Consider the following 20,760-nt stretch of genomic DNA (forward strand, 5'->3'; position numbering starts at 1 on the left):
CTGTGCTTTTCCCTTCCCCCGCAACGCAGGCGTGCGAACGTGCCCTCATCCGGCGCTGCGGCGGGAGAAGGAACAACATGGCCCCACTCGCGGGAGAAGGAACGGCATGACGCCGCTTGCGGGAGAAGCGACAGCCCGGCGCTGCAGGCCGAATGTCGATACGCCCTAGGGTCCACCTCAGGATGCGTGGCAAGGCCCGCATGCGGTAGCGTGGACGCGCCGGTACCCGGGGGCCGGCGCACCCGCTGCCCAGACGGTGACGCGCATGTTCGATCCCATCTCCCGGCTCCCTGGCCCCCCGCCCCTCGGCGGCCTGCGCGATTCGCCCCTGCTTTCGCTCGCGCAGAGCCTCACCAGTTCGCTGGCGCAAACCCTGGGGCTCGGCCCCAACCGCTTCGGCGGCGAGCATCGCTCGGATCATCGGCCCAGCCACTACCATCCGGGACCGAACCATCCGGCCGTCGGTGGACCCCGCGGCGACGGGCCTCGCGAGACCCACGACAGCCCTGGCTCGCGCGCCCCCGGCGGCCCCTCCCCGCCCGGTGCGCCGGGCGCTGGGTCCACCATCCCGACGACGCACGCGGTACTGGACCGGGCGGCGCCGCCGCTCGCGACGCTGGTCGGCCAAGGCGCGTCCTCCTCCGCCCCGACCTCGCAGGCCCCGTCCCCGCAGGATGCGCCGACGGTCGCCGTCGCGAGGCAGCTCGCGAACAGCGCCGCCGCGGCCGGCGGCGCGGCGGCGCTTGCCGGTCCGGCCGGGAGCGCGCAGGCGTTCCAGGCGGCCGCGCTGTCCGGTGCGGCCGCGCTCTCCACCGCGGCGGCGCTCGCGCCGGCGCAGGCACCCGCTGCCGCCCAGGCGGCGGTGGCGTCCGGCCCTGCCGCGGGCCTGGCGCCGGCGCCCGGCGGCATGCCCGCCGTGGCGACCGCGGCCCAGGCGCCCGCCCCCCTCGCCGGGGCCGCGATGTCGCTGGCGGCGGCGCCGCCGCCCGCACGCGCCGAGGCGCAGGCCGCGATGGCCCGCAGCGACGCGCCCGGCGTCGTGGCCGACCGCGCCGGTGCGTTCGCGGCGAACGCGCCCGGGGGAACCGCCGCATCCCCGGCCCCGGCCGGTGCGACGACGGCCTCGACGGCACCCGCCGCGATGGCCGCTGCAGGCGCCACGCTGGCCACGATGGCGGCCCCGGCCGCACCGGCGGTCCCCGCCTCGCAGTCCCCCGCCGACGTGCGCGGCCACACCGGCCTGTCGATGGGCGGCGAGCGCAGCGGCCCGGGCCGCGCCGACGGCGCGCTGGCCCAGGGCCACACCGTCGCCGCCGCAGGCCGCCGCTCGCTCTACGGCGGGGATGGCGGCGGGCGCTCGTTCCCGAGCGGGCTGTTCGCGATGATCGGCGTCGCCTCGCAGGCCGCGCGCCAGGAACTGGCCGACCTGCAGAAGGCGGAACTCGCCTACCAGTGGCTGTACTGGGTGTTGACCATCACGGCCTATGCATCGCTCGGCCTTCTCTTGATGGCGACCACCATGATGTGGTCGGGCGACGTGAGCGCTTATCCGGCCCTGAGCAATCCGACGGCCCTGTTCCTGCTGGGCGCCGCAGGAGCGGGATGCGCGATCGGCGCCTTCAAGCTCGCCAGAGTGGGCCGGAAGCGCGCCGGGACTGCGCGCGAATGAAGCCTGACAGGCCCTGGCCCGACGCGGGATGCGCGTAAGGCGCCCATGTCCGCATCCAGGCGCTACGGACGTGCGCTGGCCACACGGAAGCCATCGACGGTCAACGCAAGCGCTTGCAGATCCATGCCCTGAGCGCGGGCATGCTCGGCAACCCGGCGCCGCAGACGCTCGCGCGCGGCGGGATCTCCCGCGCTGCGCGCGTACTGTCCCAGGACGATCCCCGCATAAAGCCCCTTGGCATCGGAGATGGTCTGGCGATCGACGTCGGTCGGAGGCAGCGCGCCCGGGGAGGACAACGTGATTTCGCGCAGCTGCGCGATCGCCGGCGCCGCCTCCCGCGCCGACACGGGCCGATCGTGGACGACGCTCCACATCGCGATGAAATAACCCGCCGCCACGTCCGCGAAATCATTCGACGACAGCCCGTGCCGATCGAGGACGGCCTGGAACGGTGCCCGCGCACGTCCATCGGCGATTTCCTCGGCGAACCGCGCTCGCCGGGAAGGCACCCGCGCCCCGAACGCTTCCACGAACCGGCGCTCCACCTGCCGCCTGACCGCAGCGGAGGGCCGGAACTGCGCACCGCGGTCGGCGCTCGGCCTGTCCTCGTCCGGCGGATCGTCGTCCTCGACGGCATCGAGCATGCTGTTGTTCGCAAGCGTGCCGGCGTAATCGACAGCCCCCTGATTGATCGACTCGAAGAACGCGTCCTGCGCCGCCGCAGGCAGCGATACGGCGCAAACCGCAGCAAACAAAAGCCGAATGGCGTGGGCGCCCATCTGAACGTTCCTCCGTCCCAAAAACGCGGAAAGGCGGACCGAAGTCCGCCTTTCCGGTGCCAGGTCGGCTTACTGCTTGCGGGCGACGGCCGACTGGGCCTCGCCGATGGTCTTGACGACCGTGTTCGCGGTGTTGGTCAGCAGGCTGAACTGCTGCGCGAGCACCTGGAAGTTGGTCATGGTGCTGGGCTCGTCCTTGTCGACGCGACCGGCGGCTTCCTGGAGCGCCTTGCCGACGCTGTCGATCTGCTTGTTCAGGCCCTCGACCAGCGCGGCCAGCCAGCTCTTGGCGCCCACGGCGCCCTTTCCGCCTTGCTGGGCACGCTGCAGACCATCGGTGGCGATTCCGTTGTAGATGGCTTCGTAGCTCGACATGATTGCGGTTCCCTTGTGGGTATCGGAGATGGGATCTTGCGTTCGTGGCTTGTGCGGCGATGCGGAGTCTCGAGAGCCGGCGGAGATGCCGGCGGCTCGACGATCAGCGTGCCGGCGGCCCCCGCGGTCGACGCACGCGCCGCTCGGTGATGCCCCCTAGCGGCGGCTGATGGGCCGCGACCGGTACGGTCGCCTCGACTTCCGACCCCGCGGCCTGCTTTCGGGTCTCCAGCCACGCGAAGGCGGCCTCCTCCCCTTCATCGCGGCAACGACGCGCGAACTCCAGGGCATCACGGAGTTCCGGGTTCTGCAGGGGATTGATCGCCTGATCGAAGCTTCGGATCAGATTGTTCGAATCCTCATCGCTGAGCAAGCCGTTGGACTTGAGCGCATCGACCATCTCGATCCACTGCTTCCGATCGGGGATCGTCAGCTCAAGATCGATGGGAGCGGATTCGACCGCTTCACGATAGTGCTGAAGCAGCATCTCGCGGCTTTCGTCGTCGAGGTCGTCGCGACGATCGAGCGACGCGCTGAACTCCGCGACCAGGCGATCGCGATGAGCCGCCGCCTCGTCGCCCGGCGGAACCGTCGCGGCCGGCGTCTCGGCGAGCGCAACAGCGGACTCGGCCGCCAAGGACCTGACGTCCGGCGCTTCCGCCGAGGTCGAGCGACGCTTGATGCTCTGTCGTCTGATCATGTGCCGAAAGCGCCGGAGCGCCTGCCTCCTCCTGAATCGAATCGCCGCGCCCGGGGACATGGCGATGAATCCTGGGACCGAGTATTCCGGCAGCGGCCTTCCCATCGCAATCTAGGGCGCACCCGAGGTCGGCGCGGCATGGGCGAGATGGCGGCTCCACAGGCCGTGGGCTGCCGGCAATCTTGGCTCACGCGTGCAACTCCGAATCGATCTCCAGCCGGCCCAGCCCCTTCTCGGCGAAGCGGCGGGCCAATTCGGGCGCCGCTTCCCGGATCGCGTCGTAACTGCCGCGCGAACGCGTATCGGCCTTGAGCGCCCAGCCGGTCTCGGTGCGGCTGAGCAGCAGGTCGGTGCCGGGCAGGGTCGCGTCGGACATGCGCAGCAGGACCTGGCCGTCGGCGGCATCGCGGCCGGCGCCGCCGCCGACCGCGAGCTGGCGGACGTGGCGCTCGACCAGTTCGGCGAAGGCGTTGGCATTGACCGGCGGCGGGGCCACGGGCGGCGCCGCGGCGCCGTCGCGCAGGGCCGACTGCGCCTGCATCATCGCCAGCACTTCCGCTCCCTCCAGCGTCTGCTGGCCGGCGTCCGCGCCCTCCTCGCGGCGCGCACCGACGGCCTCGACCCGCTGACCGTCGTCGGCGCCGGCGCCGTGCGGCGCTCCGGACTGCTCCTGGCGAGCCGCCTGGAATTCCTCGCGCGCCTCCCGCCCCGCCTGGCCGGCCTGCCGCAGCACTTCGCGGAAGCGGTCCACGTTCTCGCGCGGCGGCGGCGGACGCTCGCCTTCGCGGGTCTTCGCGCTCTCCTGCAGCCGCGCGTTGGCGGCGTTGTCTGCGGACTGGCTGCGTTCGACGCTCATGGGGTCACCTCAGTGCGATCCGGGGGCGATGTAGCGCGCGAGCAGCAGATCGGCCGCCGCGTCCTCTTCCTGGTGCGCTTCCAGCGCGAACTGCTCGTCGCGCCAGATCCGCTTGCGCTTTTCCAGCGCGTCCTCGCGCGCCTTGGCGCGGAAATAGGCCTGCTTGGCGGTCTCCAGCGCCTGCTCGGCCTCGCGCAGACGCGCCTGGGCCGCCTGCAGGCGCTGCTGCGCGGCGACGATGCGCTCGGCCAGCAGCCCGATGTGGGACTCGCGATGCTCGAGCGCCACCGGCCAGGGCACGCCGGCCGGCGGCGGGTCCAGTAGGCGGGCGCGGTGGTCGGCGCGCTCGCGGCCCAGCGCCTCGATCTCGCCGCCGATGCGCTGGCACTCCTCGCGGCAGGCCGCCGCCGCGCGCTGCTGCGCCAGCACCGCCTGGCGCGCCGCCTCGGTGCGGTGGGCGCGCAGCTTCAGCAGGGTCTGCAGCGGATAGCGCTTCATCCGAACAGCCTCCGCAGCGCCTGCGCCGACTGCTCGAAGGGCACCAGCTCGGAGGAGGACTGCTGCAGCAGCTTGCGGATCGGCCCGATCTTCTCGATGGCCACGTCGGCCTCGGGATCGCTGCCGCGCTTGTACTCGCCCAGTTGCAGCAGCAGCTCGATGTCCTGGTGCTTGGCGAGGTACTTGCGCAGCTGACCGGCCGCGCGCAGGTGGCCCTCGTCGACCACCCGCGGCATCGTGCGGCTGAGGCTGGTCAGCACGTCGATCGCGGGGTAGTGGTAGGCGGCGGCGAGCTTGCGCGAGAGCACGATGTGGCCGTCGAGGATCGAGCGGACTTCCTCCACGATCGGGTCGCCGCCGTCCTCGTCCTCGGCCAGGACGGTGTAGAACGCGGTGATGCTGCCGCGCTCGTTGTTGCCGGCGCGCTCGAACAGGCGCGGCATCGCGCTGAACACCGAGGGCGGGAAGCCGCGCCTGGCCGGCGGCTCGCCGATCGCCAGGCCGACGTCGCGCAGCGCGCGCGCGAAGCGCGTCACCGAGTCCACCAGCAGCAGCACGCGCTTGCCCTGGTCGCGGAAGTGCTCGGCGATGGCGGTGCCGGCCCAGGCGGCGCGGCTGCGCTCCAGGGCCGGACGGTCGGAGGTGGCGACCACGATGACCGACTTGGCCAGGCCGCTGTCGCCGAGGTTGTCGTGGATGAACTCGTTGACCTCGCGCCCGCGCTCGCCGACCAGCACGATCACGTTGACGTCGGCGTCGCCGCCGCGGGCGAGCATGCCCAGCAGCGTGCTCTTGCCGCCGCCGGCCACGGCGAAGATGCCGATGCGCTGGCCCTCGCCGGCGGTCATGACGGTGTCGATCGCGCGCACGCCGGTGGAGAACGGCCGCTCGATCAGGTTGCGGGTCAGCGGGTTGGGCGAGGCGGCGTAGATCGGCGCCTCCACCGTCGGCCCGGCGATCGGGCCGCGGCCGTCGAGCGGTTCGCCGTGGGCGTCCAGCACCCGGCCCAGCAGCCCGGGGCCGGCGCGCAGCGCGGCCTGGCGGCCGGTGGCGTAGACCTCGGTGGTGGCGGAGATGCCGTCGAGCGCGCCCAGCGGCGTGAGCAGGGTGTGCTGGCGCGCCACCCCCACCACCTCGGCGGCGAGGGAGAAATTCGGATCGCCCTCCCCGGGCGGATTGCGCAGGTGGCAGAGTTCGCCGATCGAGGCGCGCAGGCCGGTGGCGCGGATCAGCGTGCCGTAGGCGTCGGCCACCTTGCCCACGCGCTGGACGGTCTTGACCGCGGTCAGCGCGCTCAGCAGCGGATCGCCGGCCGCGGCCAGCACCGCGTCGAGCGGATCGGAGCCGCTCATCCGGCGCTCCCGCGGCCGGCGGCGCCGGCCAGGGCGAGGCGGATCGCCTCGATCTGCTGGGCGACGCCGGCGCGCACCTCGCCGGCTTCCGAGACCACCACGCAGCTCAGCGGGTCGAGGCTCTCGTCGTCGACCAGCTCGATGACGCCCACCGCCGGATGCGCCTGGCGCACCGCGCCGAGGCCGGCGGCGACGCTCTCGCGCACGGAGGGGTGCACGCGGATCAGCAGGAACTGCTCCGCCTGCGCCGCCTCGACCGCCTGCATCACCAGCGGCGGCACCACCCGGGCGGCGTCGAAGCCGGGAGCGATCCGCGCCACGATCGCGCAGGCGAGCTCGGTGATGCGCCCGGCGGCGTCGCCCAGCACGCGCGCGCGCTGCTCGTTGAGCGCGGCCAGCTTCTCGGTCATCTGCTGCTGCGCGCGCGCCAGGCCCTCGGCGAAGCCTTCGGCCTGGCCCTGCTCGCGCGCGCGCGCGATCTCCTGCCCGGCCTCGGCGTAGAGGGCGTTGACGCGCTCGAGCAGGGCGTCGAGCTCCTCCAGCCGCGCCCAGGCCTGCGCGGGCACCACGCGCGCGGCCAGCACGCGGCCGAAGCGCTGCGCGTCCTGGACGGCCACGGCGGCGTCGGAGGGCGAATTCATCGGCGGCGGTTCTCCGTCAGGGCGCGGGTCTCGTGATGGGTGCACAGCAGCAGCACCGGCTTCTCGGGCAGGTGCGCGGGGCCCGCGTCCTCGCGCGGGTGCAGCAGCGCCACCCACTCCCCGAGCGCGGGCTCGCGCTGCGCCGCCCAGGCGCGCAGTTCGTCGCGCCCCTGCCTGGCGAAGAGCGCCAGCAACCGCGCATCGTCGGCATCCGCGCGCAGCGCGCCGTCCCAGGCGGCCGCCAGGCGCCGCGCCACCTCCGGGGCGACCTTGGCGTCCCAGACGCTGGGGTCGAGCGCGAGCAGGTAGCTGTTGCCCAGCGCGCGCTTCAGCCTGCGCACCGGCTCGCGGCGGACCTCCGCGCGGATCAGCGGCGCGTAGGCGAGGACGCCGAGATCCCGCGTCAGGCGTTCCAGCCTGGCGCGCGGCCAGCGGGTGGCGAGGGTGGCGAAGTCCTGGCCCGGCCGCGGCGCGAACAGGGCGCGGGCAGCGCCTTCGCGCAGCAGGCCGCGCACCAGCAGCCGACGGCCCAGGGCGCTGCCGCGCGCGCGCCGCAGCAGCTCGGGCGGCAGCGGTTCATCGCCTGCCGCGAACCAGCTCGGATCGATCTCCGACAGCAGGGCCTGCAGCGCCATCGCCCGCCCCTACCATCGCCGTGCGTCGGGCACGGCAGCGGCGCCACGCGGCAGGCGGCACCCGAAAACGGCGGCGGCGCTGCCGATGCGCATTCAGCCGTTCCACACCGGCGGCGTCTCGGCCTTGCGCGCCTGCATGCGCTGGCGCAAGCGCCCGCCGAAGGCGAACAGCGCGCCCAGCAGCGCCACCACGGCCGCGGCGATGCCCAGCCCGAGCGGGCTGATCGCGGACATGGCCACCGCGCCGGGGCGGGCGGCCGGGCCCTGCACCGGATTGGCGAAGGTCTGGAAGGTGACCGTCACCTTGTTGATGTCGCTCATGCCCGGCACGCCGTCCTTGATGACCATCTTCATCTCGGTCTCGAAATCGCGGACATTGGCGCCGGGCTGTTCGAAGATCACCACCGAGGCGGAGGCGTCGGTCGCGGTGCCGCCGAGCGGGTCGCGCTCGGGCAGGTTGATGTGCACGTGCGCCTCGGCGACGCCGGGGTAGCGCGACAGCGTGCGCGACATCTCCTGCTGCAGACCGTGCTGCAGCATCGAACGCTCGGTCTGCGCGGAGGTGGCGAAGCCGTCCTTCTTGAAGATGTCGCCGAGCAGGTCGAAACGCTGCCCGGGCAGCCCGCGCGAATGCAGGATCTGCATGGCGTACGGGAAATCCGACTGGTCGACGCGGATCTCCCAGCCGGTCTTGCTGACGGAGGTGCGCTTCTCGGCGTCCACGCCGGAAGCGAGCAGCGCCGCCAGGACCTCGTTGGCCTGGCGCTCGTCGAGCTCGGAATACAGCGTGGTGCGGCTGCAGGCGGCCAGCAGCGCGCACAGCAGCAACACCGCCCAACCCGTCCACCGCTTTCCGGGACTCATCATGGCGCGCTCCTGCGACCGTCAGGACTGCTGCCGGAACAGCTGCTGCACGCCGTCGGAGGTGCGGTTGGCGACGTTGGAGGTCAGCTGCGACTGGAACAGGAACTCGTGGCACTTCATGGTCATCTCGAGCACCTGGCTCGGCGTCAGGTCCTGTGTTCCGCTCATGGCCTTCGACAGCGCCTCGATGTTCTTGGCACCGCTGTTCAGGCTGTCGAACGCGGAGATCATCATGCGCGCGCCTTCGGAAGGCTCGGCCTTGGCCGGGTCCTGCACCGCCTGCGGCGCGGCCGCGGCGTCCGGGCCGCTGGCGCCGCCGGTGCGCTGCAGGGCCTGCGCGAAGTCGCGCACGTCGATGGCGCCCGCCTGCTGCGGCGCCATGGCGGCGCCGGCGGGGCCGGTATGCGCGGCGACGTCGAGCGCCGCGACCTGGATGGCTTCGATCATTGGAGTGACTCCCGGGCCCGCGGGCCCTCAGGCAACATGTCTTGGCGGGATGGTTACTGCCGCTTGCCCAGCGTTTCCAGCGCCTGGCCGACGCTGTTCTGCGAGGTCGAGGCGTTGTTGGCCATGAAGGACATCTCGTGGCTCATCGTCGTGAGCTGAAGCAGATTGGACGGCTCGTTGGCGCCTGCGCCGATCTGATCGGACATGTTCATGATCTTGGCCGCCTGGCCGTCGAGCGTGTTGCCCCAGGCGCGCGCCATCGCCGCGTACCAGCTGCTCGAGCCTGCTCCACCGCCGCCGCTGCTGCGCGAGCTGCCACGGCTGCTGTCCATCGCGGCCACGCCGAGGATGGAATTGTTCAACTGCGAATTGTCGATGGTGCTCATAGGAGGACTCCTCTTGGCTTGCGATCGATGGTGGAGATTGCCACTGCTGCGCTTCGCGAACTGCCGACTCTACCGAAACCGTTCAACATGAATGCGTAACCTGGGGTACGCCCCAGGTCCGGGTGCCGCTACATGCGGCGCGCAGCGGCCCGGGCCTCTTGCACCGCCTGCGCGGTCTGTCCGGGCGCCGCCGCGGCGCCGGGGGCGGGCGGCGCCTCCGGGTCCGGCGCGACCGGCGGCGGCCGCGGGGTCAGCCGCTGCAGGGTGCCGTCGCTGCTGAGCACCTGCGCGTGTTCGCCGACCGACACCAGCTGGCCCCAGCCCGGAAGCCGGGCGCCGACCTCGTAGCGGGTTCCGTCGAGCGCGACGACGTGCGCGTTCTCGCCGCGCACGATGGCGACGATGTGGATCGGATCGAGGTCCTCGGCGGCGACCTCCCGGCCCGCGTCCTGCGGCTCGGCCAGGTTCACCGGGAGCACCCTGTTGACCCCGGTCTCGGCCATCGCCCGCGAGCGCACGAAGCGCTCGAACTTGCCCACGTCGGGGAACTCGCCGGTGACCTCGACGTCGTCGTTGCCCAGGTAGCGCACGCGCTCGACGCGGAAGCCGCCGCCGCGCAGGATCTCCGACACCGAATGCGCGAGATCCTCGCCGCTGCGCAGGCGCACGGTGGCCGGCAGCTCCTCGGCGCTCACCCGCTGGCGCAGCGTGTCGCGGGTGGCGCGGTCTTCGACGGTGCCGGCCAGCACGTAGCTGCCGTCGGCGCGCTGCTCCACCTGCGGATTGGCCACGTCGTGCTCGGCCGCCAGGTCGCGCAGCCGGCGCTCGACGTCGACCTGCTGCTCCTGCGCCGGCACCACCGCCACGAAGATCGCCAGCAGCGCCAGCGACAGTACCGAGACCGCGGCGATCATCGGCAGGCGGCGGACGATCGCCTGGCCGGGGCGCGGGCGGGCGGGCTCGAAGGTCACCCCTTCCGGCGCCAGGGCCAGCCAGGCGGGATCGTCGAGGTCGCCGAAGGCCAGCGCCGCGGTCTCGCCCAGGCCGACCCGCTCGACGCCGCCGAGCTCGACCGGATCGCCGGGGTGCAGCACGCGGCCTTCCAGCTTCAGCGGCGCATCCAGCGCGCGCAACTGCAGCACGCCGTCGACCACGCTGATCAGCGCGTGGTGGCTGGCCACGCCGCGGTCGGCGAGCACGATGTCGCAGTCGTCGCCGCTGCCGACCAGGATCATCTCGCGCTCGGCCAGTTCGCGGCTGGCGCCGGCGTGCAGGCCCGCCACGATCCGCAGCACCTTGCCGGCGGGGGCATCGGGTTGGGCGATGGCTTCGGATGTCATGTGCGGACTCCTTGGGTTCTTCCCGGCGCGCGGCCTCAGGCGTTGATCTGCCCGGCCTGCACGATCCGCAGATCGGGCGCCAGTTCCTGGTAGGACAGCACCGGCAGCTCGAAGAAATCGACCTCCATCAGCTTGCGCAGGTGGCGGCGCACGTCCAGCGAGCACAGCAGCACCGGGCGCACGCCCGGCGCCTGCCGGCCCAGGTGGGCGCGCACTTCGGCGCCCAGGCGCGCGGCCAGCTCCGGCGAGATCGCCAGCTGGCTGGCGCCGCCGGCCACGCGCACCGATTGCCGCAGCTTGTCCTCCAGCTCGGGATGGATCAGCAGCACGTGCAGCGTGCGCTCGGCATCGGCGTAGCGGTCGGCGATCTCGCGCTTGAGCGCCACGCGCACGTATTCGGTCAGCAGCACCACGTCCTTCTCGCGGCCGCCGACGTCGGTGATCGCCTCGAAGGCGTCGCGCAGGTTGCGGATCGGCACGCCTTCCTCGGCCAGCCGGCGCAGCACGTCGGCCACGCGCTGCGGCGCGACCACGCGCAGCATCTCCTTGACCAGGTCCGGGTAGTCGCGCTGCATCTTGCCGAACAGGTTGGAGGTCTCCTGGATGCCCAGGAAGCCGCCCAGCCGGCGCTGCAGCGCGCCGCGGGCATGATCGGCCAGCACGTCCAGCGGCGCGCGCGCGGTCTCGTCGGCCTCCTGGGTCCACTCGCCCGACAGCGCCGGGAAGAAGCCGGGCAGCCGCGCCGAGGCGTCGGCGCCGGGGCGCGCCGGCCGCAGCCGTGCATCGGCCGGCAGGCGGCCGGAGGCCAGCCGCGCGCCGTAAGCGCTCAGGCGGTACTCGCCTTCCTCCAGCGCGGGGTTGATGCGCAGCTTCGGCGACGGCACCGGCACGCCGTACTCCTCGCGCAGGCGCTGGGCGACCTCGCCGATGCGCGCGCGCACCGCCTCCTGCCCGTAGCGCTCGGCCAGCGACGGCGCGACCTCGATCTGCAACGGCGGCGGCGGCGCCAGTTCCTCGCCGTCGGCCGGCGCCAGGCTGGCGGCGATCTCGTCGTCGGACACGCGGAACAGCCGGCGCAGGTGCTCGAAGTCGTAGCGGTAGCGCCACGCGCTCATGCCCAGCAGCGCCAGGCCCAGCACCAGGAACACGCCCATGGGGAAGCCCGGCACCAGCATCATCAGCAGCGCCAGGCAGCCGGTGATCAGCAGCACGCGCGGCTGCCCGGAGACCTGGCGGGTGATCGCGTCGCCGAGGTGGCGGTCCTCGATCTCGCCGGTGGTGCGGGTGACCACCAGGCCGGCGGCGATGGTGCCGAGGATGGCCGGGATCTGCGAGACCAGGCCGTCGCCGATGGTCAGGATCGAGTAGGTGCGGGTCGCGTCGGCCAGCGGCATGCCGCGCTGCAGGACGCCGATGGCCAGGCCGCCGAGCAGGTTGATCAGGATGATGACGATGCCGGCGATGGCGTCGCCCTTGACGAACTTCATCGCGCCGTCGAGCGAGCCGTGCAGCTGGCTTTCGGTCTCCAGCAGGCGGCGCTTGCGGCGCGCCTCGTCCTTGTCGATGAGGCCCGCGCGCAGGTCCGAGTCGATCGACAGCTGCTTGCCGGGCATGGCGTCGAGGGTGAAGCGCGCGGCCACCTCGGCCACGCGCTCGGCGCCCTTGGCGATCACGATGAACTGCACGACGGTGATGATCAGAAACACCACCAGGCCGACCACCAGGTTGCCGCCGGCCACCAGGGTGCCGAAGGTCTCGACGATGTGGCCGCCCTCGGCGTGGAGCAGGATCGAGCGGGTGATCGCGATCGAGATCGCCAGCCGGAACAGCGTGGTCAGCAGCAGCACGCTGGGGAAGCTGGAGAACGCCACCGGGTTGGGGATGTAGATGCCCAGCAGCAGCAGGCCGAAGCCGATCGAGATGTTGACCGCGACCAGGCTGTCGATCAGCCACAGCGGCAGCGGCAGGATCATGACGGTGATGATCGTGACCGCCGCGAACGCCAGGACGACGTCGCTGTAGCTGAAGCTCCGCCGCTGCGCGGTGCCGGGCGGCGCGGCGAACAGGTTGGCGATTAGGGCGCGCACGCGCACGCTCCCGCCGGGACCGAACGCCGGGCTGCGCACCGCTGGATGCGCCTCGTCCCGACCGCCTGGTCCCCCGCCCCTGTCCGCTTGCCGACTTCCGGATGCCGCATCGCCCCTGCCCTCGTGCGTCACTTTTTGCCGAGTTACGATAGCCCGCGCAAGTGAGCAGTAGGTAAAAAACGTGTTGCAGGCCGATGAGCGGCGCGCGTGCGGCGTGTTATGTGACCGGATTCACACTAACGCGTGCCAGGCCCTTGCGGTCGGCGCATCAGGTCGAGGAAGGTCCGCCTGGCGGCCGGGTCCGGCGCGGCGGCCGGCTGGCCGGGAGGCGGGGCGATGTCCTCGGCGTCGAGCTCGGCGATCAGTCCGACCGACTGCGCGCCGACGCCGATCGCCAGGACCCGTCCGGACCGGGCGCGCACCAGCACCACGCGCTCGCGCGGCCCGACCGGCAGGATCTGCACCACCGACAGCGGCGCGTCCTGGCCGGTGAAGCCGTAGCGCCGCCGGATGTGGCGTAACGCCAGCAAAAGGGCAACGATGATAAAAGCCAGCGGCACCAGGATCGCCAGCAACTCGCCCCAGAACGTCGGCGATGCGGTGGGCGGTGCGGCCGCCGCGCGCGCCGCGCAGGGGGCGACCACGCAGAGGCAGGCGAGAATGCACGGAAGGGAACGGGTCGGATGGCGCATCTGAGATCGGGATCGGAGGCGGGGGACGCAACGTCGGCAGCGGGCCGGCGCGCGGCCGCGCGCGGCCGCTGCAGGTTACCCCAAGCCGCTCCTCCTCCCATGCGCGCCTGGCGCGCGGCGCGGCGCCCCGCCGCGGGCGGGCGCGGCCGGTGAGCGCGACGCGCGCGCCCGGCGCCCGCGAACCCGCCGCCCCCGCGGCGGCGCTGGCCGAGCTGCTGGCGGCGCTGCCGTTCGCCTGCGCCGCCTACGCGCGCGACAGCGGCCGCCTGATCGCGGCCAACGCGGCGTTCGAGGCCGAGTTCGGGCAACTGGAGGGCCATCGCCAGCGCGAGCGCCTGCTCGAGGCGCTGCACGGCTGCGGCGCGAACGTCGAGACCGGCGGCGAGGTCCGCGCCCCGCACAACGGGCGCTGGTACGCGCTGTACTGGCGCGATGCCGGGCAGGCGGCGGGCGTGGGCGCGCTGCTGCTGACCGCGGTCGACATCTCCGAGCGCATCGAGATCCTCGATTCGCACAAGAGCCGGCAGGACAAGCTGCTGTTCACCTCGCGGCTGATGTCGGTGGGCGAGATGGCCGCCACCCTGGCGCACGAGCTCAACCAGCCGCTGGCGGCGATCGTGAACTACCTCAACGGCAGCCTGCGGCTGGTGCAGCAGTCCGGCGGGCCGGCGCAGGTGGAGCGCGCGCTGCTGGCCGCGCGCACCCAGGCCGAGCACGCCAGCGCGGTGATCGCGCGGGTGCGCGAATTCGTGCGCGCGCGCGAGCCCCGCCGCGACGCCCAGCAGCTGGCGCAGATCGCCGACACCGTGCTCGAGCTGCTGCGCCTGGAGGCCGAGCGCCAGCAGTTGCGCATCGAGGTCGATCTCGGCCCCTCGCTGCCGGCCGCCTACGCCGACCGGGTGATGGTCGAGCAGGTGCTGCTGAACCTGGTGAAGAACGCGATCGAGGCCATGCGCGAGGTGCCGGCGGACCGTCGCGCGCTGCGCATCGAGGCCCGGGTGAACCTGGACGGCGAGATCGAACTGCGCGTGCTCGACCGCGGCAAGGGCCTGTCGCCGGCCGAGAGCGAGCAGCTGTTCTCGCCGTTCTTCACCACCAAGACCGACGGGCTGGGCATCGGCCTGGCGATCTGCCGGTCGATCATCGAGTATCACGAGGGGCGGCTGTTCTTCGAGCCGCGCGAAGGCGGCGGCAGCGTGTTCGGCTTCACCCTGCCGCCGGCGGAAGGGAGGACGTGATGGGCCAGACGCAGACGCAGGTGTTCCTGGTCGACGACAACGACGGCTTCCGCGATTCCACCGCGTGGCTGCTGGAGACCGCCGGCTTCGACGTGCGCGCCTACGCCTCGGCGCCGGCCTTTCTCGCCGACTGGCCGGCGCGGCGGCGCGGCGACGCCGAATGCGTGGTCTCGGACATCCGCATGCCGCAGATGAGCGGGCTGCAGTTGCAGGAGGAACTGCGCCGCCAGGGCTGCAAGGTGCCGCTGGTGTTCGTCACCGCGCACGGCGACGTGCCGCTGGCGGTGGAGGCGATGCGCAAGGGCGCCTCGAACTTCCTGGAGAAGCCGTTCGGCGACGAGGCCCTGATCGAGGCCATCCGCCATGCGGTGGCCGCCGCCCGCCAGCAGGGCGGGGGCGACAACGCGGCGCTGGCCCGGCTCAGCCCGCGCGAACGGCAGGTGCTGGAGCTGGTGGTGGCCAGCAAGCCGAACAAGATCATCGCCGACATCCTCGGCATCAGCATCAAGACCGTCGAGCTGCACCGCGCCAACATGATGGCCAAGCTCGGCGTTCGCTCCCTCCCCGAACTGATGAAGGTGGCGCTCGGGCATGGCTGACACGATCACCGCCGCACCGCGCGCAGCGGCCGCATCGCTGCGCGGGCGCCTGCCCGAGATCCCGCCCGCCGGGCTGCAGCACCTGCGCGAGTTCTTCCAGCGCCCGCAGCACTGGCTGCTGCAGGACAACGGCCTGCTGCGCTTCGGGCCCGGCGCCCCGGCCGCGGCCGCGGAGACCTTCGAGCTCGACGCCGAAGGCACCCGCCTGGGCCTGCGCCTGCAGGCCCCGCCGGCGCGCGACGACGCCCCGCACTGGAGCGACTACAGCGGACGCGCGCGGGTGCTGGCCTGGAGCCTGGCCCACGAGTCCTGGCTGATGCGGCTGAGCGAGACCTTCGGCGTCGCGCTCACGCCGTTGCCCGACGCGACGCCGGACGAGGCCGGCGCGGACCAGGTCTGGCTCGACTTCCTGATCGAGGACGACGACGCCGAAGCCAGGGTGCCCGGCGCGGCGCTGGCGCAGGGCAGCCTGCGCGCGCCGCTGTCCTGGCTGCCGCGGCTGCTGGCGCAGGCCGCGCCGCCCTACGCCGACGATCCGCCCGCGCCGCTGGGCCGCTGGGCCGAACTGCCCGTGCGCCTGCGCCTGACGCTGTCGGTGCCGCCGCTGCCGGCCGGCGACTGGGACGCGCTGCGGCCGGGCGACGTGATCCTGATCGGCCGCCGCAGCGCCCCGCCGCCGGTGCAGGCGCACGGCGCCGGCCTGGCCTGGCCGCTGGCCGCCACTGCCCAGGGCTGGCGCGTGCAGGGCCCGGCACATCCCCTTCCCCGTTTCGAAGAGACCGCGAGCATGAGCGAACAGGACACGCCACCCGACAACGCCGCCGCCGCGACGGAGGCCGACGCTGCGGGGCCGCGCGCGCTGCCGGTGCGGCTGAGCTTCGAGATCGGCGCGATCGACCTGCGGGTCGGCGAACTGGCCGAACTGCAACCGGGCTACGTGTTCGCGCTGCCGGCGCGGCTGGAAGGCGCCAACGTCGTGCTGCGCGCCAACGGCGAGGCGGTGGGACAGGGCGAACTGGTGGCCGTGGGCGACACCCTCGGCGTGCGGCTGATCGCCTGGAACTGAGCGGGACCGCCGCGATGGACTTCAACAACTACTCCCCGGCGCTGGTCCTGCTGATCGTGGTGTCGCTGGCGCTGGCGCCGTTCGTCGCGGTGATGGTGACCTCCTTCACCAAGATCGTGGTGGTGCTCAGCCTGCTGCGCAACGCGCTCGGGCTGCAGCAGGTGCCGCCGAACGTGGTCATCAACGGCCTGGCCATCGTGCTGTCGATCTACGTGATGTACCCGGTGATCCTGGACACCAACGCCGCGATCAGCGCGCGCCTGGCCGGGCAGCCGATGCCGGCATCGGTACAGGCGCAGGTGGATGCGCGCGAAGCGGCGGAACGGGCGCGACGGGCGGCGCGGGCGCAGCCGCCGGCCGCCGCCGCGGCCTCGCCCGCGGCGACGACCGACGCGCCGTCGTCCAGCCCCGCCGCCGCCGACGCGCTGCAGGCCGAGGCCGAACGCACCGCCGCGGCCGGGACCGCGCCGGCGCCGGCGCCGCAGCGCGGCGAGCGCTTCCAGGGCGTCACCGGGGGCGTGATCGGCGCGACCGAGGATCCGCAGGTGCCCGCCGACGGGCGCTGGGTCAGCGCCAGCCCGCCGCCGCCGCCCGCTCCGCTGGTGCCCGAGGGCAGCGACCTTTCGCGCCTGCTGTCGATGGTCGAGGCCGGCAAGGAGCCGCTGCGCACCTTCCTGATCGAGCACGCGCACGACGCCGAGCGCGCGTTCTTCCTGCGCAGCGCGCAGATGCTGCTGCCGCCGGAGCGCCGCGCCGACCTCAGCGTGGACGACTTCATCGTGGTGATCCCGGCCTTCACCGTCAGCGAGCTGACCGCGGCGTTCCAGATCGGCTTCCTGATCTTCCTGCCGTTCCTGATCATCGACCTGGTGGTGGCCAACATCCTGCTGGCGCTGGGCATGATGATGATGTCGCCGACCACCGTGTCGCTGCCGTTCAAGCTGCTGCTGTTCGTGCTGGTGGACGGCTGGGCCAAGCTGGTCCACGGCCTGGTGCTGACCTACGCCGGATGAGCGCGCGGCCATGAACGAAGTCCTCGAGCTGACCCGCCAGGCCCTGGTGCTGGTGCTGATGCTGTCCGGCCCGCCGATCGCCGCGGCCGCCATCGTCGGACTGGTGGTGGCGTTCCTGCAGGCGGCCACCCAGCTGCAGGAGCAGACCTTCGCCTACGCGCTGAAGTTCGTCGCCATCGTGCTGGCGCTGTTCGTGACCGGGGCGATGATCGGCGGCACGCTCTACAACTACACCGATTACATCTTCGTCAACTTCCCCGGCCTGTCGAGGCGAGGCTGATGCTGCCGTTCGCGTCCCTGGGCGATGCGATGCTGGCGCTGGGCCTGACCCTGCCGCGCATCATCGGCGCGTTCATGATGCTGCCGCTGATCACCTCGTCGAACATGCCGGCGATGGTGCGCAACAGCTTCCTGGTCAGCCTGGCCATCGTCGCCCTGCCGGTGGCGATGGCGGCCTCGCCGGCGGTGTCGATGAGCACGCTGCAATGGCCGATGATGGTGCTCAAGGAGCTGTTCGTCGGCGTGGCGATCGGCTTCTGCTTCGGCATCGTGTTCTGGGCGATCTCCGCCGCCGGCAGCGTCATCGACACCCAGGTCGGCATGAGCATGGCGCAGATCTTCGATCCCATCCAGGGCCACCAGACCACGCTGCACGGCGAGTTCCTGTCCGAGTTCGCGGCCTGGGTGTTCATGGCCAGCGGCGCCTTCCTGATCTTCCTCGGGCTGCTGATGCAAAGCTACGCGCTGTGGCCGCCGACCTCGTTCTTCCCCAACCTGGCCATGACCGGCATGAACCTGTTCGTCGGCCACTTCAGCTTCCTGATGACCACGGTGCTGGTGCTGGCGGCGCCGGCGATGGTGATCCTGCTGGTGATCGACATGTCCTTCGGCCTGGTCAACCGCTACGCGCCGCAGCTCAACGTGTTCGCGCTGACGCTGCCGATCAAGGCGTGGCTGGCCACCGCCATCATCCTGATGATGCTCGGCGTCTTCATCGAGGTGCTGGTGCGGCGGCTGGGCGACAGCAGCGCGCTGGTGGACCTGCTCCACCGCATCTTCGCCCCGTAGCGCGGCGCACGCGCCCGCCGCGGCGCGCTCAGCGGCCGTCGCGCTGGTCGCGCACGGTCTCGGCCCAGTGCAGCACCTCGGCCACCGCCTCGAAGAACTCGTTGCCGATGTAGTCGTCCAGCGCGGTCTTCTCGTTGAGCCCGCGCGCCAGCGGCACGTTCTGCAGGATCGGCACGCCGGCCTCCTCGGCCACGCGCTTGATCTCCTCGGCGAACGCGCCCTCGCCCTTGGCCACGACGATCGGCAGGTCGTCCACGCCGTGCTCGTACTGGAGGGCGACCGCGATGTGGGTGGGGTTGGTCACGACGACGCTCGACTTGCGCACGGCCCCCAGCATGTTCTGCTGCGCCCACTCCTGGTGCAACTGCCGGCGCCGCTGCTTGACGTAGGGGTCGCCCTCGTTCTCCTTCACCTCCTGCTTGATGTCGCGCCGGCTCATGCGCAGCTTCTTGATGTAGGAGAACTTCTGGTACCACACGTCCAGCGCGGAGACGAAGAAGAACACCGCGATGGTCCAGATCACGATCCACTTGATCGCGTGCCAGATCGCCTCGCCGATCGCCGCCGGCGGGCTGTAGGGCAGGCGCAGCAGGTCGGGCAGCATGCGGGTGAGCACGAGGTAGCCGATCCCGATCAGCGCCGCGCTCTTGAGCACTGACTTCACCAGTTCCACGAGGTTGTCCATCGAGAACATCTTCTTGATGCCCTCGACCGGGTTCATCTTCTCCATCTTCGGGACCAGCTTCTTCATGCTGGCCACCGGCCCGGCCTGCAGGAACTCGATCAGCAGGCCGAGCAGCAGCGCCATGGCCAGCAGCGGCAGCAGGATCCACAGCAGGGTATGGAAGGCGAGCATGCCCAGCCGCGGCAGGCTTTCGGCGAACGGCAGGCCGATGGCCTGCAGGCTCTGGTCGAACAGCAGCACCATGCGGCCGCCGATGGACCCCGACAGCATCCATGCCGCGCAGATCCAGCCCAGCACCAGGACCGTGGAGGTCAGCTCCTTGCTCTTGGCGACGTTGCCTTCCTTGCGCGCGTCGCGGAGCTTCTTCGGGGTCGGTTTTTCGGTCTTGTCGGCGCCCTGGTCCTTGTCGGCCATCGCGGCTCCCGAACGCTGCGCTGCGGATGGCGGCAGGCTAGCATGGGCGCGCCGCGGCGGCATCGGCGGCGACCGGCTGAATGGCCGGTGGCCGTGGCCTCGCCACCTAGGGTCGACCCGGGGTGACAGCGGCACGACGGCATCGTTACATTCACCGCAACGCCGCGCCCCCGGGCCGGCGTCCTCTTCCGATCCACAGGCGCGACGACGGCAATGAGCAGCATCGGTTCCGATCCGCATCTCGGCCTGGCCGGTCTCGACCGGCTCGGTGGCCGGATCGCGCTCGACGATGCGCAGCGCCAGCCGGGCGGGACCGAGCCGCTGCGCGAGGCCGCGCCGCTGGCCGAGGCCGGCGCGCCGTCCGTCCCCGACGTCGACATCGGCGAGCGGGTGTTGACCGCCGCGGCCTGGACCGAGGTGCCCGCGGGCGAACGGTTGCTGTCGGGCGATCTCGCCTTCGAGCACGCGCTGTCCGGCCAGGACCTGTCCGCGGCCGCCGACAGCGCGCTCGACGCGATCCTCTCCGCGCTCGCCTCGTGAGCTGACCCCCGGGCGGGCGCGTTGTACCCTGCTGCGGGTCCGTTCGCGCCACGCCCATGACCCATCCCGCCCCGCCCTCGCCCCCCGCCCTGCGCGCCGCCGCCGACCGGCTGGTCTCGGCGCTGGCCGCGCACGACGATCCCGAGTACCGCCTGACCGTGCTCAAGCGCCTGGCGCGCCGCCTGGGCGAGGAGCACTACCCGGTGTTCCTGCGCCTGCTCAACGTGGTCGCCGAGAGCGACGACGAGCGCGCCAAGCGGCTGCTCGCCGGCACCATCGGCACCGCGCTGCGGCGCATGGACCTGCCCGGCGGCGCGCTCAGTTCGTGGGGCGCGACGCGGCTGCCCGACAACGTCACCCCGTTCGCCGCCAGCGCGCTGTCGGGCCAGTTCTTCGGCGCCACCCCGCGCCGGCTGCTGGGGCCGGTGGAATACCTGACGGTCTGGCACATGCAGCGCACCCAGCGCACGCCGCTGGGCGCGCAGGCCTTCCGCGACAGCCTGGCGCACCTGATCGACCTGCTCGACCACAGCGAGGAGGCGCGCGCGCTGTACCCGCAGAAGCTGGCCGCGGACGCCGAAAACGAACTGGAAGGCGCCTACACCCGCGCCACCCGCGACCGGCTGGCCGCGGTGGCGGCGGCCTGGAAGGCCGGCAAGGCGCCCGCGGAGATCGCGCAGGCGGCGCTGGACGCCGTGCCCGAGCAGGCGCCCGGCGGCTGGGTGGTGCGCGACCTGTAGCCCGTCGCCGCCCCCGGCGGCGAGTACGCGACCGCCGTCACCGCCTGGCGCCCGCGCACTTGCCGCGCCCGCCGCG

Annotated in this window: 24 protein-coding genes; 9 read left to right on the plus strand and 15 right to left on the minus strand. The window is 72.5% G+C overall.

Going from position 1 to position 20,760, the window contains the following annotated elements; all coding sequences use genetic code 11:
- Nucleotides 1-265 precede the first annotated feature (265 nt).
- Entirely contained in the window at nt 266-1,669 is a 1,404-nt protein-coding gene (locus Z164_RS0117035) for a hypothetical protein (protein WP_024891885.1), read from the plus strand.
- A 62-nt stretch (nt 1,670-1,731) separates the two neighbouring features.
- Here Z164_RS0117035 and Z164_RS21510 read toward each other — a convergent pair whose 3' ends face one another.
- The 14 genes from Z164_RS21510 to Z164_RS0117105 all read right to left on the minus strand — a co-directional run bounded on the left by Z164_RS21510 (nt 1,732) and on the right by Z164_RS0117105 (nt 13,321).
- On the minus strand, nt 1,732-2,448 hold the full coding sequence (locus Z164_RS21510) for a hypothetical protein (RefSeq protein ID WP_024891886.1): 717 nt from the start codon (nt 2,446-2,448) through the stop codon (nt 1,732-1,734).
- Nucleotides 2,449-2,517: 69 nt separating this feature from the next.
- A complete protein-coding gene (locus Z164_RS0117045; RefSeq protein WP_024891887.1) occupies nt 2,518-2,823 on the minus strand; it encodes an EscF/YscF/HrpA family type III secretion system needle major subunit in 306 nt (101 codons plus the stop codon).
- 103 nt (nt 2,824-2,926) lie between these two features.
- Nucleotides 2,927-3,523, minus strand: a complete 597-nt coding sequence (locus Z164_RS0117050) for a hypothetical protein (RefSeq protein ID WP_152541000.1) — start codon at nt 3,521-3,523, stop codon at nt 2,927-2,929.
- 187 nt (nt 3,524-3,710) lie between these two features.
- Nucleotides 3,711-4,379 (minus strand): hypothetical protein, encoded by a 669-nt coding sequence (locus Z164_RS0117055; protein WP_024891889.1) that lies wholly within the window; start codon nt 4,377-4,379, stop codon nt 3,711-3,713.
- A 9-nt stretch (nt 4,380-4,388) separates the two neighbouring features.
- On the minus strand, nt 4,389-4,877 hold the full coding sequence (locus Z164_RS0117060) for a hypothetical protein (RefSeq protein ID WP_024891890.1): 489 nt from the start codon (nt 4,875-4,877) through the stop codon (nt 4,389-4,391).
- Complete coding sequence (locus Z164_RS0117065) at nt 4,874-6,229, minus strand: FliI/YscN family ATPase (RefSeq protein WP_081770242.1); 1,356 nt, start codon at nt 6,227-6,229, stop codon at nt 4,874-4,876. Before Z164_RS0117065 ends, Z164_RS0117060 begins: the two co-directional genes overlap by 4 nt.
- Nucleotides 6,226-6,870, minus strand: a complete 645-nt coding sequence (locus tag Z164_RS0117070) for a FliH/SctL family protein (RefSeq protein WP_024891892.1) — start codon at nt 6,868-6,870, stop codon at nt 6,226-6,228. The genes Z164_RS0117065 and Z164_RS0117070 overlap by 4 nt, the downstream gene beginning before the upstream one ends.
- Nucleotides 6,867-7,505, minus strand: coding sequence for a hypothetical protein (locus tag Z164_RS0117075; RefSeq protein ID WP_024891893.1), 639 nt, complete (start codon nt 7,503-7,505; stop codon nt 6,867-6,869). Before Z164_RS0117075 ends, Z164_RS0117070 begins: the two co-directional genes overlap by 4 nt.
- Before the next feature lie 93 nt (nt 7,506-7,598).
- Nucleotides 7,599-8,372 carry a hypothetical protein gene (locus tag Z164_RS0117080; RefSeq protein WP_081770243.1) on the minus strand — a complete coding sequence of 258 codons (774 nt, stop codon included), beginning with the start codon at nt 8,370-8,372 and terminating at the stop codon, nt 7,599-7,601.
- 18 nt (nt 8,373-8,390) lie between these two features.
- Nucleotides 8,391-8,816: a hypothetical protein gene (locus Z164_RS21515; RefSeq protein WP_024891895.1), complete on the minus strand. Its 426-nt coding sequence runs from the start codon at nt 8,814-8,816 to the stop codon at nt 8,391-8,393.
- 53 nt (nt 8,817-8,869) lie between these two features.
- Nucleotides 8,870-9,202 (minus strand): hypothetical protein, encoded by a 333-nt coding sequence (locus Z164_RS0117090; protein WP_024891896.1) that lies wholly within the window; start codon nt 9,200-9,202, stop codon nt 8,870-8,872.
- A gap of 128 nt (nt 9,203-9,330) precedes the next feature.
- Complete coding sequence (locus Z164_RS0117095) at nt 9,331-10,542, minus strand: FHA domain-containing protein (RefSeq protein ID WP_024891897.1); 1,212 nt, start codon at nt 10,540-10,542, stop codon at nt 9,331-9,333.
- A 35-nt stretch (nt 10,543-10,577) separates the two neighbouring features.
- A complete protein-coding gene (gene sctV / locus Z164_RS0117100; protein ID WP_201769610.1) occupies nt 10,578-12,629 on the minus strand; it encodes a type III secretion system export apparatus subunit SctV in 2,052 nt (683 codons plus the stop codon).
- Between the two features lie 236 nt (nt 12,630-12,865).
- The gene (locus Z164_RS0117105) at nt 12,866-13,321 is read right to left on the minus strand and encodes a FliO/MopB family protein (protein ID WP_024891899.1); all 456 of its coding nucleotides are present in this window, start codon (nt 13,319-13,321) and stop codon (nt 12,866-12,868) included.
- 149 nt (nt 13,322-13,470) lie between these two features.
- Here Z164_RS0117105 and Z164_RS0117110 point away from each other — a divergent pair, with 149 nt between their 5' ends.
- Genes Z164_RS0117110 through sctT form a run of 6 tightly spaced genes read left to right on the plus strand, consistent with a single transcriptional unit; the run spans nt 13,471 to nt 18,305 of the window.
- Complete coding sequence (locus tag Z164_RS0117110) at nt 13,471-14,559, plus strand: sensor histidine kinase (RefSeq protein ID WP_024891900.1); 1,089 nt, start codon at nt 13,471-13,473, stop codon at nt 14,557-14,559.
- Nucleotides 14,559-15,158 carry a response regulator gene (locus Z164_RS23635; RefSeq protein WP_024891901.1) on the plus strand — a complete coding sequence of 200 codons (600 nt, stop codon included), beginning with the start codon at nt 14,559-14,561 and terminating at the stop codon, nt 15,156-15,158. Before Z164_RS0117110 ends, Z164_RS23635 begins: the two co-directional genes overlap by 1 nt.
- Nucleotides 15,151-16,224, plus strand: coding sequence for a type III secretion system cytoplasmic ring protein SctQ (gene sctQ / locus Z164_RS21520; RefSeq protein ID WP_024891902.1), 1,074 nt, complete (start codon nt 15,151-15,153; stop codon nt 16,222-16,224). Before Z164_RS23635 ends, sctQ begins: the two co-directional genes overlap by 8 nt.
- 14 nt (nt 16,225-16,238) lie before the next feature.
- The gene (locus Z164_RS23640) at nt 16,239-17,237 is read left to right on the plus strand and encodes an EscR/YscR/HrcR family type III secretion system export apparatus protein (RefSeq protein ID WP_024891903.1); all 999 of its coding nucleotides are present in this window, start codon (nt 16,239-16,241) and stop codon (nt 17,235-17,237) included.
- Between the two features lie 10 nt (nt 17,238-17,247).
- Nucleotides 17,248-17,517, plus strand: a complete 270-nt coding sequence (sctS, locus tag Z164_RS0117130) for a type III secretion system export apparatus subunit SctS (protein ID WP_024891904.1) — start codon at nt 17,248-17,250, stop codon at nt 17,515-17,517.
- On the plus strand, nt 17,517-18,305 hold the full coding sequence (gene sctT, locus Z164_RS0117135; RefSeq protein ID WP_024891905.1) for a type III secretion system export apparatus subunit SctT: 789 nt from the start codon (nt 17,517-17,519) through the stop codon (nt 18,303-18,305). Before sctS ends, sctT begins: the two co-directional genes overlap by 1 nt.
- Before the next feature lie 28 nt (nt 18,306-18,333).
- Here the strand turns inward: sctT and sctU are convergent, their stop codons facing one another.
- Entirely contained in the window at nt 18,334-19,404 is a 1,071-nt protein-coding gene (gene sctU, locus Z164_RS0117140) for a type III secretion system export apparatus subunit SctU (RefSeq protein WP_024891906.1), read from the minus strand.
- Nucleotides 19,405-19,617: 213 nt separating this feature from the next.
- On the opposite strand from sctU, the gene Z164_RS22640 reads away from it, so the two are divergent.
- Both Z164_RS22640 and Z164_RS0117150 read left to right on the plus strand, forming a co-directional pair.
- Nucleotides 19,618-19,944 (plus strand): hypothetical protein, encoded by a 327-nt coding sequence (locus Z164_RS22640; protein WP_024891907.1) that lies wholly within the window; start codon nt 19,618-19,620, stop codon nt 19,942-19,944.
- 56 nt (nt 19,945-20,000) lie between these two features.
- Nucleotides 20,001-20,684: a hypothetical protein gene (locus Z164_RS0117150; protein WP_024891908.1), complete on the plus strand. Its 684-nt coding sequence runs from the start codon at nt 20,001-20,003 to the stop codon at nt 20,682-20,684.
- Nucleotides 20,685-20,760 lie beyond the last annotated feature (76 nt).

Origin of the sequence: Luteimonas huabeiensis HB2, from assembly GCF_000559025.1 — a bacterium.
Classification (GTDB): Bacteria; Pseudomonadota; Gammaproteobacteria; order Xanthomonadales; family Xanthomonadaceae; genus Luteimonas; species Luteimonas huabeiensis.